16 protein-coding genes are annotated in these 14,192 nt (G+C 66.3%); 1 reads left to right on the forward strand and 15 read right to left on the reverse strand.

Translation table 11 applies throughout. The features are described from left to right. From alr to ACOQOU_RS15610, 15 genes are all read right to left on the reverse strand, one after another. The gene (alr, locus tag ACOQOU_RS15540) at positions 1 to 1,140 is read right to left on the reverse strand and encodes an alanine racemase (RefSeq protein WP_306024636.1); all 1,140 of its coding nucleotides are present in this window, start codon (positions 1,138 to 1,140) and stop codon (positions 1 to 3) included. Positions 1,141 to 1,184: 44 nt separating this feature from the next. Beyond that, positions 1,185 to 1,568, reverse strand: coding sequence for a nuclear transport factor 2 family protein (locus ACOQOU_RS15545; protein WP_306024637.1), 384 nt, complete (start codon positions 1,566 to 1,568; stop codon positions 1,185 to 1,187). 123 nt (positions 1,569 to 1,691) lie between these two features. After that, a complete protein-coding gene (locus ACOQOU_RS15550) occupies positions 1,692 to 3,203 on the reverse strand; it encodes a replicative DNA helicase (RefSeq protein ID WP_375567753.1) in 1,512 nt (503 codons plus the stop codon). A 277-nt stretch (positions 3,204 to 3,480) separates the two neighbouring features. Then, positions 3,481 to 4,116 (reverse strand): 50S ribosomal protein L9, encoded by a 636-nt coding sequence (rplI, locus tag ACOQOU_RS15555; RefSeq protein WP_306024638.1) that lies wholly within the window; start codon positions 4,114 to 4,116, stop codon positions 3,481 to 3,483. A 28-nt stretch (positions 4,117 to 4,144) separates the two neighbouring features. Further along, on the reverse strand, positions 4,145 to 5,122 hold the full coding sequence (locus ACOQOU_RS15560; RefSeq protein ID WP_109765869.1) for a DUF2232 domain-containing protein: 978 nt from the start codon (positions 5,120 to 5,122) through the stop codon (positions 4,145 to 4,147). A gap of 143 nt (positions 5,123 to 5,265) precedes the next feature. Beyond that, positions 5,266 to 5,514, reverse strand: a complete 249-nt coding sequence (gene rpsR, locus ACOQOU_RS15565; protein WP_109765870.1) for a 30S ribosomal protein S18 — start codon at positions 5,512 to 5,514, stop codon at positions 5,266 to 5,268. Continuing rightward, on the reverse strand, positions 5,514 to 5,930 hold the full coding sequence (rpsF, locus tag ACOQOU_RS15570; protein WP_109766137.1) for a 30S ribosomal protein S6: 417 nt from the start codon (positions 5,928 to 5,930) through the stop codon (positions 5,514 to 5,516). The genes rpsR and rpsF overlap by 1 nt, the downstream gene beginning before the upstream one ends. Before the next feature lie 256 nt (positions 5,931 to 6,186). Next, positions 6,187 to 6,690 (reverse strand): hypothetical protein, encoded by a 504-nt coding sequence (locus ACOQOU_RS15575; RefSeq protein WP_147393314.1) that lies wholly within the window; start codon positions 6,688 to 6,690, stop codon positions 6,187 to 6,189. Then, on the reverse strand, positions 6,687 to 8,990 hold the full coding sequence (locus ACOQOU_RS15580) for an efflux RND transporter permease subunit (RefSeq protein WP_306024639.1): 2,304 nt from the start codon (positions 8,988 to 8,990) through the stop codon (positions 6,687 to 6,689). The genes ACOQOU_RS15575 and ACOQOU_RS15580 overlap by 4 nt, the downstream gene beginning before the upstream one ends. Next, positions 8,915 to 9,613 carry a hypothetical protein gene (locus ACOQOU_RS15585; protein ID WP_158585250.1) on the reverse strand — a complete coding sequence of 233 codons (699 nt, stop codon included), beginning with the start codon at positions 9,611 to 9,613 and terminating at the stop codon, positions 8,915 to 8,917. Before ACOQOU_RS15585 ends, ACOQOU_RS15580 begins: the two co-directional genes overlap by 76 nt. An 80-nt stretch (positions 9,614 to 9,693) precedes the next feature. After that, positions 9,694 to 10,641, reverse strand: coding sequence for a calcium/sodium antiporter (locus ACOQOU_RS15590; protein ID WP_306024640.1), 948 nt, complete (start codon positions 10,639 to 10,641; stop codon positions 9,694 to 9,696). A 165-nt stretch (positions 10,642 to 10,806) separates the two neighbouring features. Then, entirely contained in the window at positions 10,807 to 11,094 is a 288-nt protein-coding gene (locus ACOQOU_RS15595; protein WP_306024641.1) for a hypothetical protein, read from the reverse strand. A gap of 107 nt (positions 11,095 to 11,201) precedes the next feature. Continuing rightward, the gene (locus ACOQOU_RS15600) at positions 11,202 to 11,939 is read right to left on the reverse strand and encodes a type 1 glutamine amidotransferase domain-containing protein (protein WP_306024642.1); all 738 of its coding nucleotides are present in this window, start codon (positions 11,937 to 11,939) and stop codon (positions 11,202 to 11,204) included. A gap of 14 nt (positions 11,940 to 11,953) precedes the next feature. Continuing rightward, positions 11,954 to 12,508 (reverse strand): antibiotic biosynthesis monooxygenase, encoded by a 555-nt coding sequence (locus tag ACOQOU_RS15605; RefSeq protein WP_306024643.1) that lies wholly within the window; start codon positions 12,506 to 12,508, stop codon positions 11,954 to 11,956. Then, complete coding sequence (locus ACOQOU_RS15610; protein ID WP_306024644.1) at positions 12,505 to 13,149, reverse strand: NADPH-dependent F420 reductase; 645 nt, start codon at positions 13,147 to 13,149, stop codon at positions 12,505 to 12,507. The genes ACOQOU_RS15605 and ACOQOU_RS15610 overlap by 4 nt, the downstream gene beginning before the upstream one ends. A gap of 75 nt (positions 13,150 to 13,224) precedes the next feature. Here ACOQOU_RS15610 and ACOQOU_RS15615 point away from each other — a divergent pair, with 75 nt between their 5' ends. Further along, positions 13,225 to 14,148 carry a LysR family transcriptional regulator gene (locus tag ACOQOU_RS15615; RefSeq protein WP_306024645.1) on the forward strand — a complete coding sequence of 308 codons (924 nt, stop codon included), beginning with the start codon at positions 13,225 to 13,227 and terminating at the stop codon, positions 14,146 to 14,148. Positions 14,149 to 14,192 lie beyond the last annotated feature (44 nt).

Consider the following 14,192-nt stretch of genomic DNA (forward strand, 5'->3'; position numbering starts at 1 on the left):
TCAGTCTTCTTCCTTGTGCCGATAGTGCCGGGCATAGCGTGGACCGAGGCCGGTCAAGACCTCATAGCCGATCGTGCCGCAGGCGCGCGCCACATCGTCGAGCGGCATGTTCGGCCCGATCAGTTCAATCCAACCTTCGGCAAGGGCGTCGTCGGGCACGCCGGTGACGTCGAAACAGGTCAGGTCCATGGTGACGCGTCCGAGCACCGGTGCGCGATGGCCGCCGACGATGCCGCAAAGGCCCTCGGGCACCGCGTCGCGCAGGGGTACGCCGCTGCCCGACCCCGAGCGGGGATAGCCGTCGGCATAGCCGACCGAGGCGATGGCGATACGGCTGTCGCGCGCAAGACGGTGCGTCGCGCCATAGGAGACGGTCTCTCCCGCCGCCGCCGACCGGACCTGCATGATGCGCGCCTCGAGCGTGACCACCGGCCGCATCGGATTGGCGATGCCGTCGACGGCCTCCCCACCGTAGAGCGCGATACCCGGACGGGTGACCGCAAGGCCGTGCGCGCCGCCAGTGAGCACGCCTGCCGAGTTGGAGAGGCTGGATTCGATGTCTCCAAAAGACGCCATAACCGCCTGAAACGACTCTATTTGGTGCTGGTTCATCGGATGGTCCGACATATCGGCGCAGGCAAAATGGCTCATGACGTGGACGATATCGAGCCTTGAGCGCAGCACATCGTCGCCGGCCAGCGCCAGGGCTTCATCGACCGTCAGGCCCAGCCGGTTCATGCCGGTGTCGATCTGCAGCGCGCATGGCGGACGGTCACCTCCGGCGGCCCAACTCTCAACCTGTTGCAAGCTGGCAAGCACAGGGATGAGCCCGTCTGCGATCATCGCATCGGTGGCGCCGGGCTGAATGCCATTGAGCAGGAAAATGCGGGCCTCCGGCGCAAGCGGCCGGATCGACACCCCTTCGTCCGGCATCGCCGCGAAGAATGTGTCGCATCCCGCGGCGGCGAGCGCCGGAACGACATGTTCGGCACCGAGCCCATAGGCGTCGGCCTTGACGACAGCCGCCGCCCGTCCGGGCCGCGACCGCCGGTCGAGATCGCGCCAGTTGGCGACGATCGCACCAAGATCAATCGTCAGCCGTCCGCCGCGCAGGTCGCCATTGTCCGTCCGCCCCGTCATGCAGGCGCTGATAGACCGTTGACGCACCGGCGCAAAGCGAAACGTCAAGCGCCGGTTGGATAGAAGAACTCTTCGCGCACGATCTTGCCGTCGGCGACATGGTAGACCGCCAGTTCCTTCATCTGGCTGCGCTGGCCGCTGTTCTTGTCGGTCGTGTCCATCTCGAAGATCACGCCGAACCGGTCCTCGCCATGCGGAAAGGGGCCGTCCACATGGGCCGAATGCACCTCGAAATTGGCATCCCACCAGGCGTGCTTGCCCCTTATGCCGTCCAGCCCCTCGGTTACCGCCGAGCCGCCTTCGGGGTTGGCCGCCGCCTCGACCGATACGGCGTCGTTCGCATAGAGATTGTCGAGACACCATGCGGCGTCTCCTTTTCGGCAGTGTTCGACAAGCTGTTCGCCGATCTTCTGTGCCGGATTGGTCATGATGCGCTCCCATATGTTCGCTTTATGTTCCATTCTAGCGCGGCAGGGCGGCGCAGGCAAGACAGGCGGATCGGTTCGCGTGATCTTGAGGAAAGGGCCTGGATGGGCGCGGCGGCGAGCCGCCTATTCGAACCGTTCCGGCAGGTGGCCGCTGTCGGCAAGGTCGAAGAAGCGGGTGAACTCGCCTTGGAAGCCGAGCGCCGCCGTTCCGGTCGGCCCGTGCCGCTGCTTGGCGATGATCACGTCGGCCGTGCCTTCCACCTTGCGCATCTTCTCCTCCCAGGCGAGGTATTCCTCGGTCCTGATGTCGGCGGCGATCTCTTCGGGCGAGCGGCGCGGCTCCTGGTTCTTGACGTAATATTCCTCGCGATAGACGAACAGCACGACATCGGCGTCCTGCTCGATCGAGCCCGATTCGCGCAGGTCCGACAGCTGCGGGCGCTTGTCGTCGCGGCTTTCCACCTGGCGCGAGAGCTGCGACAGGGCAATGATCGGCACGTTCAGCTCTTTGGCCAGCGCTTTCAGGCCCGTTGTGATCTCGGTGATTTCCTGCACGCGGTTCTGGCTCGCCTTGGCCGAGGAGCCGGTCATCAGCTGCACATAGTCGATGATCATCACGTCGAGCCCGCGCTGGCGCTTGAGCCGCCGCGCGCGGGCGGCAAGCTGGGCGATCGAGATGCCGCCCGTCTGGTCGATATAGAGCGGAAGGCGCTGCATCATGTTGGCGCAGCCGACCAGCTTTTCGAAATCGGCCTCGTTGATATCGCCGCGCCGGATTTTGGACGAGGAGATTTCCGTCTGCTCGGAGATGATGCGCGTGGCAAGCTGCTCCGAACTCATCTCGAGTGAGTAGAAACCGACCACGCCGCCATCGACGGCCTTGACCGAGCCGTCCGCCTGCTGCTCGCCGCGAAAGGCGTGCGCGATGTTGAAGGCGATGTTGGTGGCAAGCGACGTCTTGCCCATCCCGGGCCGCCCGGCAAGGATGATCAGGTCCGACGATTGCAGTCCGCCCATGCGCGTATCGAGCGAATGCAGCCCGGTCGCGATGCCCGACAGATGCCCCTCGCGCTGGAAGGCGGCGTTGGCCATGTCGATGGCGGTGCGCACCGCCTCGTTGAACGGTTCGAACCCGCCATCGTACCGGCCGGTCTCGGCCAGTTCGAACAGCCGCCGTTCGGCATCCTCGATCTGGTCCGACGGCGCCATCTCGACCGGCGCGTCATAGGCGATGTTGACCATGTCCTCGCCAATGCCGATCAGCGCCCGGCGGATGGCGAGATCGTAGATCGCCCGGCCATAATCCTCGGCATTGATGATGGTGACGGCCTCGGCTGCCAGCCGCGCCAGATACTGCGCGACGGTCATCTCGCCGATCTTTTCGTCCGCCGGCAGGAAGGTCTTAATGGTGACCGGGTTGGAGGTCTTGCCCAGGCGAATCTGCTCGCCGGCGACCGCGAAGATCCGACGGTGCAGAGGCTCGAGGAAATGCTCCGCCTTCAGGAAATCGGAGACGCGGTAGAACGCATCATTGTTGATCAGGATCGCGCCGAGCAGCGCCTGTTCGGCCTCGATGTTGCCCGGTGCCTCCCGGTAAAGCGCGCCATCGTCCTGCGCGCCCGTGTCGGAGGTCATCTGGAGAGCAGCATCGGCCATCGGGTCGTCTTTCGTTTCAGGTCATCACCTGGGAAGGGCGATCTATAGCGCGTGGCGCGCCGCGGCCAAGCGTCCTTTCGGCAAACCGCCCGTGATTCACACCAACTCACAGGACGCTGACTTTTTCGCCCGCCGGAGCAGCTTTCGCTTGACCATCATCTGGCGGCGAATCGCACCCAGCATACAAAAAACCCGGCGCGCGGGGCACCGGGTTCGGTTCTGTTCGGGCGACCGGACGAGGGCGCCGCCTGCGGCCTCAGGCGGTTGCCTGTTCTTCTTCCTCGGCAGGCGCGGCCTCGGGTGCGGCACCCTCTTCGAACGCGTCGGAATCGATCGGTGCGCCGTCCTCGTCGAAATCGGCCAGCGATTCGAACGCGTCTTCATTGGCGCCGTAGATCGCCTCGGCGGACGACAGGTCCTCGCCGGCGGCCTGCCGCTCGGCTTCGTCGGCCGAACGGGCGACATTGAGCGTGATCCGGGTTTCGACTTCGGGGTGCAGCACGATATCGACTTCATGCATGCCGATCGTCTTGATCGGCTGCTTCAGATCGACCTGGTTGCGGCCGACGCGGAAGCCCTCCTCGGTCAGGAAATCGGCGATGTCGCGGGTCGAGACCGAACCGTAGAGCTGACCGGTTTCGCCGGCCGACCGGACGACGACGAAATCCTTGCCGTCAAGGCCTTCGGCCACTTCCGACGCGGCCGACTTGCGCTCGGCATTGCGCGCTTCGATATGCTCGCGCTCGGCCTCGAACCGTGCCCGGTTGGCATCGTTCGACCTGAGCGCGCGGCCGGTCGGCAGCAGATAGTTGCGGGCGAACCCGTCCTTGACGGTGACTTCGTCGCCAATGGCGCCGAGCTTGGCGATGCGTTCCAGCAAAATGACTTTCATGGTCTTTGTCCTTTGTTCAATGCTGCTGTCAGGTGGAAGCCGGTGGTGTTCCGGTCGGCGGATTGGGTCCGCCGCCGGGGGAGACCGGCATGGGGCGGGCCGTGGCGAGAACGCCCGCAAAAAAGAAGGGAAGGGCGGCGACGAGCGTGATCGCCACGGCGCCATAGACGACGATCATCGCAAAGGGGCGCCAGGGCTGGCCGCGCGTGCGCGCATGGAAGATGGCAAAACCGGCCATGGTGAAACCTCCGGTCAGCGCGCCGGCAAAGGTCGTCGCGGCCAGGCCGAGCGGCCCGGAGACGAAACTGCCGGCGATCGCCACGGCGAGGATCATCGCACCGGCGCGCGGCAGGCGCAGCGCCTCTGGCCAATCGTCTTTCGGACGCCTGAGCCGGCCCGATGCGCGGGTGATCGCAAGCGCCAGATAGAGCGAACCGATCAGGATCATCAGCCACAGCGCCGGCTGCATGAACGGGATCGCCCCGGTCATGAAGGCGAGAAAGCTCTCGCGGCCTTCCGGCGTGAAGGCGAATTCGGGATTGGCCTCCTGCAGCCGGGCGATCATCTCGCCGACCAGTTCGTCGACCAGCGCCGGCCCGTAGCCGATCAAGGCGCCGGCGACGATGAAGGCGCCCGCCGTGATCACCGCGAGACGGACGACGACATCGGAGAGGGGATACCAGGCCAGCTTGCCCGCCGGCCCGCCCACCTCTTCGGCCGGCCGGGCCAGGTTCATCCAGTAGCCCGCCGCCGTCGCCGGCAGGATCGTGGTCATAACGATGTAGACAGCCATCGGCACGTTGGCGAAGGCCGCAATCAGCAGGGCGGAAATGATGGCGCCGCTCACGCCGGCGGCAAAGCCCCAGCCAAGCGTGGCCACCATCAGCGGCACGGCGGACAGGAAATAAAGGATAACGGACAGCCCGGAGCCCGAAACGACGCCAAGGCACAAAAGCGCGGTTGCCGCGCCCGATACCAGGCCGATGCCGATCGTGTTGGCGTTCATGGTCGCTGTCCTGCGCTCCGGCAGTTAGGGACCGGCGCCGGCCCCAACTCGGTTTTCAGTGCACCGGGTCCGCCCCGGCATGGTCTTCGGTCGTCATCCCGGGAGCGTGTCCCGGGACGATGTCGTTGGCGTGGTCGGCGACCTTACTTGGTCACGTAGGGCAGAAGGCCCAGGAAGCGCGCGCGCTTGATGGCTTTTGCCAGTTCGCGCTGCTTCTTCATCGACACCGCGGTGATGCGCGAGGGCACGATCTTGCCGCGTTCGGAGACGTAGCGCTGCAGCAGCTTGACGTCCTTGTAGTCGATCTTCGGCGCGTTGGCGCCCGAGAACGGGCAGGTCTTGCGGCGGCGGTGGAAGGGCCGGCGCGTCGGAAGTTGATTGATATCGACCATTAGCTGCGGCCTCCTTCGCCCCTGTCGCCTCGCGGCCCGCCGTCACGGCGCGGTCCGCCATCGCGGCGCGGACCCCGGTCGCGGTCACGGCGCTCGTCGCGGCGCATCATGGCCGAGGGGCCTTCCTCGAGTTCGTCGACCTTGACGGTCATGTAGCGCAGCACGTCCTCGTGAATGCGCTGCTGGCGCTCCAGTTCGTGGATCGCGGCGGCAGGCGCGTTGACGTTGAGCAGCGTGTAATGCGCCTTGCGGTTCTTCTTGATGCGGAACTGGAGCGATTTCAGCCCCCAGCTTTCCACCTTGTCGACGCTGCCGCCAAGTTCGGACAGAACGCCCTTGAACTGGTCGACGAGTTCCTCGACCTGGTTCGATGAGATGTCCTGGCGCGCCAGGAACACGTGTTCGTAAAGTGGCATTTGATCCTTGCCTTTCGTTTCATTCCAGCCTGTCAGCGGCGAAGCCTCCTGGCCTGTCCGATCCGCGTCAGCGGCACGAAAGGCGAAAGAACTCGACGGGTCGAGAGCGGGATCTTCAGGAGGCGCAGCGCTTGTGCGATGCAAAATGGCTCCCCAATGGAGAGCCATCCCCCGTTCAGCCCCCGGCTGACCGGCTGGCGCTGATATACAGATTTTCGGCCGCCATGCAAGGGGGCGGCCGTCGGAAGGTGCGCCGTCAGCCGTCCGTCCGTGCGAAACCGATCTCGCCGACGACACGGTAGGTTTCTCCATCAATGGGCGCGCTTGCGGTTGTGATCGAGAAGCGATCGTCGCCGATTGTCCACCGCATCTGTACCTTGAAGCGTTCGCCGGTGTCCGGATCGCGCCCCCGGAAGGAGACCGTCATCGTCTGGCCACGGCTGCGTCCGGAGACATTGGCGGCCCCCGCGCCGAACGGGTTCGACCAGCGACCGCTCAGTCTGCCCCCTTCGGCGGTCATCCGGCCCGAAAGGTCGAACCGCCGCCCCGGCGCCGCGCACGTGCCCGAAACCGACAAGCGCCCAAGAGCGTGATCGACCCGGTTGGTCAGGCGGCAGCGCACCCGCTCGCGCGGCGCACCGGGTTCGCGGCTCGCCCATCCCGCACCCGCCCACTTGCCGCCAAGCGACAGAAGGGGTTCGGCCTTCGCCGGCCACGCTAGGCCGACCATCAGGAGCACAAGCAGGGCCGGGCGGATCATCGGCGAAACCATCGTTGTCGCAGAAGCGCGGGCAGGAAGACCAGGTCGGCCAGCAGCGCCGTGATGAAGGTAAGGATCAGCATGGTTCCGAACAGCCGGACCGTGGCGAATGCGCTCAGATAAACGACCAGCAGGCCGACACACAACAGCAGCGTCGTCGCGATCATCGCCCGCCCGGTTCCCTCGAGCGATCGGCGCAGGGCAGCGTCGATGGCATGTCCGTCGCGCCGCTCGCGGTCGAACCGGCTGACGAAGTGGATCGAGTCGTCGACCGCGATCCCGAATGCGACGGTCAGCGCAAGCGCGGCCGTCGGTATCATCCGTCCGCCGTCGATCAGGTGCAGCGCCGCGCCGGCCAACGCCAGCGGCAACAGGTTCGGAAGCAAGAGGGCGATCGCCAGCATCGGCCAGCCAAGCGCGACCGCGACCAGCACCACGGAGGCAAGGCACGCCATGACCAGCCCGATCGACAACTGCTGGATGATGTCGAGCGGTTCGTGGCGCATCAGCACCGGCAGACCGCTGACACGGGCTGCCCCGCTTGCCCGCGCGCTCTGTTCGAACCGGTCGAACCTGGCGAGCGCCGCTTCATCGCGCATCGGGTCTCCGATGGGCACCATCACGCGCGTGGTCTGTCCTTCTTCGGAGGCCAATTGGCGCAGAAGTGCCGGGGGAACGTCGGCGAGGTCTTCAGGTCCCGGCGGCCGTCCCGAAACGCCAAGCTGTGCCGCCAATGTCGCCAGCGAGATGACGGCCAGCTGCGGGTTTTCGGCCTGAAGGCGCTCGGTCGAGGCAACCAGGCTCCGCCAGCCGGATCCGGTTGTCCAGCCGCCCTCGGCCTCGAGATCGAAGTCGACCCAGGCACGGAAGAACCCGCCAAAATCCCGTTCTATGACATCGGATGCGCGGTAGACGGCGCTGTCCTGCGCCAGATTTCCGCGATATGTGAACCAGGGTTCGGTCAGCGACACGGCGAAGGTCGCTGCAAGCCCGATGAAGGCGCCGCAAGCGATGACGACGCGCCCGTGATTGAAGACGAGCCGGCCGAACAGGGGCGGCACGCCGACCGTGCGCCGCCGCCGAAGGCGCGCCGCGGCCCCGGCGGGAACGAACCGCGCAAGAAGGGCATAGCCGACCAGAACGACGAGATAGGCCGATATCGTCGACAGCGCGCCGAGCAGCGCCAGTTCCCGCAAGGGCTCGCTGTCGGCGATGGCGATGGCGGCGAATGCCACGGCGGTGGTGATCGCCGTCAACCCGCAGGCGGGACCGACACGGCCGGCGGTATCGGCGATGCGCTCAGGGGTCGGAGTGGTCGCCGGTGCGTCTTCAAGAAGATGCATGACCAGGTGCACGCTGTCGGCAAGGCCGAGCACCAGCACCAGGACCGGCACGACATTGGTGATCACGGTGATCGGCAGTCCCGTCGCCGCGAATATCCCGAGCGTGACCAGCAGGCCGGCCGCCGCCGGTGCGGCGGTCAGCGCCGCAACGCGCAGATCGCCGAAGATCACCCAGCACATCAGGACACCCAAGAGGCCCCCGGCCACGTTCAGGCGGATCAGGTCGACACGCAGCGCTTCGACGATGTCGACCGCCATCGCCGGTTCGCCGGCGACGGTATAGGCAAGGCCGGGCGCACCGAACGCATCGGTCAGCGCCCCGATCGTCGCGAGCAGCGGGCGCGTCCCTGGGCTGCCGTGGGGCAGGTCTATGGCGACGGCCATCAACAGAGCGGTCCGATCCGGGCTGATCAGCGGCGGCAGCGTGCCGGTGAGTTCCGAAAAGGCCTCGATCCGGGGCTCCAGCGTGTCCGGATCGATCGGTTCGGGCACCATCGGCGCGCCGGGATAGGCCTCGTGGTCGGGCGGAAAGCGCAGCGCGAACGGCGACAGGACGTAGTTGACGCGGCCGGTCAGCTCGAGTTCGAGCGCAAGGTCGCGCATCTGCCGATAGGCATCCGCCGAAAAGCCGGCCGGATGCTCGGCGAGAACGAGGATATCCTGTTCGGCCCCTCTTAGATCTTCGGAAAGGGCGCGATAGTCGCGCGAGACGGCGCTGTCCGATGACAGCGTGCGCACCACATTGTCGTCGAAGCGGAGCTGCGGCAGGACCGCAACTGCGCCGAGCATGATCAGGCTCAGAACGAGCACCGCTCGCACCGGATTTCGCGACGCCCAGACGCCCGGAAACCCCAGGACATCGAAAAGCGCGAGAGGCTGCTTCACGACGGCCCGTGCGCCCAAGCGATGCGTGCCCGCGCGTCCGTCCATGCCGACCAGCGCCAGGCGTGCAGCCATCGTCCCCAGACCGCGATCAGCCCGTTTGGGCTTTGCGCCGCAAGGCGCGAGCCCAGGAGCGGCCCTGCGGTCCGGCGATTGTGATCGCAAAAGGCGACCGCTGCCGCGGCGAAGGACCGGTCGCAAACCGAGCCGAACATCAGCGTTTCGAACACGTCCAGATCCGGCGGCCGGCCATAGCTCAGCCGGTGGTCGGAGACCGTGCGCACGATCGCGTCGCGCAAATCGATGGTCGTGTGGGCGTGCACGCCGGCGACGACGATCCGCCATGCATCGGCCGGTCGGTGCCGCCAGTGCGGACTGCGGCAGGCGTCGAAATAGGGCTTCCAGTGGGCCGAGCAGGGGCCGCGGCCGGCGATGACCGCGCCCACGCGCTCTTCATACAGTGCGAAGAAATGCGGAATCAGGCGGAAGACGATGTCGGCGTCCGGCTGGCCGCTCAGACGATCCAGCCAATGTATGGTCGAGCACCGGTAGAGGCGGGCGAACAGCTCATGCGGCGTGCCATCGAGTGACGCAACGCGTTGGCCGAGCCTGGCAGCGACCGTTTCGGCCGCTGCCTCCGGGAAGGGCGTGGCCCCTCCGGTGATCGCGCGTGTCGGTGCGGCTGCCGTGATCGTCATCCCCGGGCCCCCTGCTCAGCCGAAAAGACTGTATGGGAGGGCCGGGCCCGCGGCAAGCGGCGAGCGGAGGGGGACTGCCGTCAGGTCCAGAACAGCCAGGCCGTGTAGCCGGCATATGTGGCGAGCAACGCAATGCCCCAGACCCGTCCGATCGTCCGGCCGCTCAGCAGGAGCGCGGCGAAAACTGCCGTTGCCAAGCCCATCATGAGGGCGTCGCCGGGCGCGAGCACACCGGCTGCCGGGATCGGCACGACAAGCGCGGTGGCTCCCAGAATGCCGAAGATGTTGAAGATGTTCGAGCCGATGACGTTGCCGATCGCCACGTCGCCCTGGCGGCGGATGGCGGCGACCAGTGTCGTCGCAAGCTCGGGCAGGGACGTTCCGACGGCGACGATCGTCAGCCCGATCACCGCTTCCGATATGCCGAGGCCACGCGCGATGGCGGTCGCCCCGTTGATCAGCATCTCCGCGCCCGCAAACAGCAGGGCCAGACCGCCGACAAGCAGCAATGCGATGACGGGGACGGCGGCCGCGCCTGATCCGGCCACCGGCTGTTCAGTAGCCGCGCCGGCATCGCTGTCCGATCGGACCGCATTTCCCAGATAGACGGCCAGAAGGACCAGAAGACCGAGCCCAATGGCCCGTCCGATCGTGTCGAAGAACAGCAGCCCGGTCGCGGCGAGCCCGGCCACCAGCATGACGATCACGTCGGTTCGGTTTGCCCGGTCGAGCGCGGCAACCGGCGCGATCGCGATGCCGATCCCGGCGATGAGCAGGATGTTGGCGATGTTCGATCCGATGACATTGCCCAGCGCGATCGCCGGCGTTCCGGCCAGTGCCGCGCGCACGGACACCAGCAGTTCGGGCATCGACGTGCCGAAGCCGACCACCACCACGCCGACCACAAACGCGCTGATGCCGAGGCGAAGCGCCGCTGCCACGGCGCCCCGCACCAGCAGTTCGCCGCCCACAAACAAAGCCGCCAGACCTGCGGCAACAAGCAGATAGGAGTTCACAATCAGGTCCATGCCGCGCCAACGACGCAGAAGGCACGTTTCACCGTGCCAACAGGACCGGGCGGCTGGCCTGTCGACGATCAGATGGTGTGTCCGCGGCGGCGCGCAAGGGGCGTCGCCATTGTTCCCGAATGCGAGGCGGAATGGCCAGATAGGCGATCAGCGTGGCCGGGTCGATCATTCGTCGTTTGCCGCATCCCGCTCGCCCGCGATCGCCAGCCGCGCCACCATCCAGCACAGCCAGAGCGTCGGCAGGCCGACCAGTCCGCCGATGACGGCCAGTCCCACCGGCCCGGTGCCGATGGCGGCCGACAGCGCATAGGCCGCGGTTCCGGCGACGGCCAGAATTTCCGCATCGACCAGAATGATGCCGGCGATCGCGGTGAACAGCGCCGACGTCGTCAGCACGGCGGTTTCCCCCGAGGTTTCGGGTCCAATGTCGGTCGTTGATTGGGTGTCGGTCATGAAAGGGCCTTGAGTGTTGGTGCGCGCCGGTTTCCGGCTGGCTGACCGATACTCAAGGCTCTGATTGCGGCATTTGCAAGCCCTGCCTTGGCGGGGTTGCGGCCTGCCTATCGACCGAGCGTGTCGATGACCAGTTCGGCCGCAGCCGCGCCGGAGAATTGCTGCTGGCCGGTGATCAGATTGCCGTCGCGCACCGCGAACGGCTTGAACGGCGAGTTGACGACGAAGTTGGTTCCGTCGAGTTTCCGGGCCTCCTCCTCGATCCAGAACGGCTGGATCTTCTGCCCGACGAAATCGTCGGCGAACTTCTCTTCGGCATCGGCAAAGCCCGTCCATGTCTTGCCGGCAACGAGAAGCGAGCCGTCCGGCAGTTTCGTTTTGAGCAGCACGCAGGTTGCATGGCAGACGATGGCCACCACCTTGTCCGCCTCATGGGCCTTGGCGACGAAGGCGTGCAGGTCGCCATCGTCGATCATGGTGACCATCGGCGATTGGCCGCCGGCAAGAAAGATCGCGTCATAATCCTCAATCGACACATCGGCGATGGACTTGGTGCCCGTGAGCAGCGCGGCATGGGCTGGCGATTTCTTGAAGCCCAGCGAGACGATGTCGTGGGCCGAGTATTGACTGTCATCTTCGGGGTCGGAAAAGCCGTCGGCGGCAAGGTCGCCGCCCTTGGGCGATACGATGTCGACCGTGTAGCCGGCCTCGGTGAACACCCAGTAGGGGTGGGTCAGTTCGGCCCACCAGAAGCCGACCGGCCAGCCCGTGGTCGGCGAGGTGGCGGGGTTGGCGGCGATCATGAGAATGCGTTTTTCGCCGTGTGTGTCGATGGATGCACTCATTGCGCAAGGTCCTTTCAGGAGACGGTTTGGGTCGAGGGATAAATCCACCGCGCCAGTGCGCGGGTCAGGCGGGGCATGATCAGGTAGGTCATCGCCAGCACCTGAAGCGTGACGGTCAGCAGCAGGCGCAAGGCCAGCGGCCAGCCGCCGATGAGCGGGTCGAGAACAAGGTTCAGCGCAAGCACCAGAACAAAGACGACCGCGATCAGGAGCGCCGCCATACGATGAGGCGAGGGCTGCGGCACCACGGTGCCTGGCGGGGGGTCGAACCAGACTTCGAGCCCTGTCATCCGGTCCCAGGCGGCATCGCCATCCACATGCGGCGCAATCTCTTCCAGGTATCGCGCCCGCAGGTCGGAGCGCTCGAAGGCTTCAAGGTTTTCCAGACTGTCGAACCGGAAGACGCTTCTGTACTCGCGCTCGCCCGCCTCGGGCCGATGGAACTCGGCGCCGACATAGCCGGGAAGGTCCTTTGCCTCGGTCGTCAGGCGCTCGAGCCAGTCTTCATAAACCTGCTCGGAGTCGGCCTTGACCCGCCGGCGCGCGATGACTGTGACGGGCTCGCTCATGACGTGCCGGCCCGCTCGACGGCGGCGAAGGCCCAGCTGCGGCCCTTGCCGCGCAGGATCGCCTGGTTGATCCAGACCAGCGCATAAGGCTCCAACAGTCGCGCCCTTGCCAGATCGCCCGCATCGAGCGGCTCGAATCCGAGATCGGTCAGAAGCCCGGCGACCACGGCTTTCGCACCGTCATCGTCGCCGGCCATGAACATGACGGGCGGCATCGCGAAACCGGACGTGTCGGCAATGATCTCCGCGCCCACCTGATTCAGCGTCTTGACGATGTTGGCGCCCGGCAGCCAGTTCGCGACCTGTTCGGCGCCTGATGTTGTGTGGCCGACCGCGAGGCCCATGCCGTCCGGCGTGCGGGCGATCGGGTTCATGCAGTCGATGACGGTCTTGCCGCTCAGGTCTCCGAGCGTCGGCAGTGCGGTTTCAGCCGCAGCCCAGGGCAGGGCGAGCACCACTGTCGATGCCGCCCGCGCTGCATCGCGGGGGTTTTCCCGCCGCACGCCGGGGGCGTCGCCGATGGACGCGCCGTCCGTCGATCGACGGGCCCGGACGCCGAGAACGATGTCGTGACCGGCACGCGCCCACACCGCTGCAAGCGCGCGGCCGACATGGCCGGCGCCGATGATCGCGATTGTCATGAACCGGTTTCCGCTTGGCTTTCCATGTGCGGAGAGATAAAGCGCCACACAGTTCAATGAAAATGAAATCGATCGATGTCTGATATCGATGTAATTGCATTACGCCGCCTCGACATGACATTGCTGCTCGTCTTCCTGTCGATGATGCGCCACCGCAAGGCGGTCTCCGTCGCCCGCGAGATGGGGCTGACGCAGTCGGCGATCAGCCATGCGCTCAAGCGCCTGCGCGATGCGTTCGGCGACCCCCTCTTTCTGCGCCAGCCGCACGGCATGGAGCCGACATCGGTTGCCCTGGCGCTCGAACCGGTGGTGCGCGAGGCGGTGGAGACGCTGGACAAGGCGCTGAAGCCGCCCGCGCCGTTCGAACCGGCGCGCGCCGAAGCCATTGTGCGTATCGCCGCCAACGACAACGAGATCATGACCATGCTGCCGCCGCTTCTGGCGCGGCTGAGCGACAAGGCTCCCGGCTTGCGGGTCGCCGTCCGCAGTCTCGAGCGCAAGGCGGCTCTGGCGGCGTTGGCGCAGGGCGAGATCGATCTTGCCGCCGGCTTCTTCTGGGACCTGCCGTCGGGTTTTGAAGCGAGGTCGCTCTATGGTCAGGGCTATCGTGTGGTTGCCCGGTCCGGACATCCGCTTGTCGGACAGGCGCTCGACCTTGAGACTTATTGCGCCTGCCGCCACCTGGTCGTCTCGCCGTCGGGCGATCTGGAAGGCATCGTCGACGATGTGCTGGCCGGGCAGGGTCGGCGCCGCGATGTCGCCGCTGCTGTGCCGCTCTTCATGCCGGCGCTCGAGACGGCGGCGACCACCGATCTGGTCGCCACGCTTCCCGAAAGGCTCGTCGGCATCTACGCGCACCGCTTCGGGCTCATCGTCCATCGACCGCCATTGTCGCTGCGCGAGATCGTCATCTCGGCGGTCATTCACCGACGCAACGCGGCCAACCCGCTGCATCGCTGGCTGGTTGGCGCGTTCCGCGAACTGTTCGGTGCATCCTGACGCGGCGTCGCGGCCGTTTGGCCTTGACACTCCAGCCCTTCTCC

This window comes from Oceaniradius stylonematis (assembly GCF_965223445.1).
GTDB lineage: Bacteria > Pseudomonadota > Alphaproteobacteria > Rhizobiales > Rhizobiaceae > Roseitalea > Roseitalea stylonematis.

What these genes read in the sequence shown, in the direction of transcription:
- ACOQOU_RS15590 (WP_306024640.1), bottom strand. Translation starts at nt 10,641, where the DNA reads ATGGACCTGATTGTGAACTCCTATCTGCTTGTTGCCGCAGGTCTGGCG.
- ACOQOU_RS15560 (WP_109765869.1), bottom strand. Translation starts at nt 5,122, where the DNA reads ATGAACGCCAACACGATCGGCATCGGCCTGGTATCGGGCGCGGCAACC.
- alr (WP_306024636.1), bottom strand. Translation starts at nt 1,140, where the DNA reads ATGACGGGGCGGACGGACAATGGCGACCTGCGCGGCGGACGGCTGACG.
- rpsR (WP_109765870.1), bottom strand. Translation starts at nt 5,514, where the DNA reads ATGGTCGATATCAATCAACTTCCGACGCGCCGGCCCTTCCACCGCCGC.
- ACOQOU_RS15595 (WP_306024641.1), bottom strand. Translation starts at nt 11,094, where the DNA reads ATGACCGACACCCAATCAACGACCGACATTGGACCCGAAACCTCGGGG.
- ACOQOU_RS15550 (WP_375567753.1), bottom strand. Translation starts at nt 3,203, where the DNA reads ATGACCTCCGACACGGGCGCGCAGGACGATGGCGCGCTTTACCGGGAG.
- rpsF (WP_109766137.1), bottom strand. Translation starts at nt 5,930, where the DNA reads ATGCCACTTTACGAACACGTGTTCCTGGCGCGCCAGGACATCTCATCG.
- ACOQOU_RS15600 (WP_306024642.1), bottom strand. Translation starts at nt 11,939, where the DNA reads ATGAGTGCATCCATCGACACACACGGCGAAAAACGCATTCTCATGATC.
- ACOQOU_RS15580 (WP_306024639.1), bottom strand. Translation starts at nt 8,990, where the DNA reads ATGGCTGCACGCCTGGCGCTGGTCGGCATGGACGGACGCGCGGGCACG.
- ACOQOU_RS15615 (WP_306024645.1), top strand. Translation starts at nt 13,225, where the DNA reads ATGTCTGATATCGATGTAATTGCATTACGCCGCCTCGACATGACATTG.
- ACOQOU_RS15610 (WP_306024644.1), bottom strand. Translation starts at nt 13,149, where the DNA reads ATGACAATCGCGATCATCGGCGCCGGCCATGTCGGCCGCGCGCTTGCA.
- ACOQOU_RS15575 (WP_147393314.1), bottom strand. Translation starts at nt 6,690, where the DNA reads ATGATCCGCCCGGCCCTGCTTGTGCTCCTGATGGTCGGCCTAGCGTGG.
- ACOQOU_RS15585 (WP_158585250.1), bottom strand. Translation starts at nt 9,613, where the DNA reads ATGACGATCACGGCAGCCGCACCGACACGCGCGATCACCGGAGGGGCC.
- rplI (WP_306024638.1), bottom strand. Translation starts at nt 4,116, where the DNA reads ATGAAAGTCATTTTGCTGGAACGCATCGCCAAGCTCGGCGCCATTGGC.
- ACOQOU_RS15545 (WP_306024637.1), bottom strand. Translation starts at nt 1,568, where the DNA reads ATGACCAATCCGGCACAGAAGATCGGCGAACAGCTTGTCGAACACTGC.
- ACOQOU_RS15605 (WP_306024643.1), bottom strand. Translation starts at nt 12,508, where the DNA reads ATGAGCGAGCCCGTCACAGTCATCGCGCGCCGGCGGGTCAAGGCCGAC.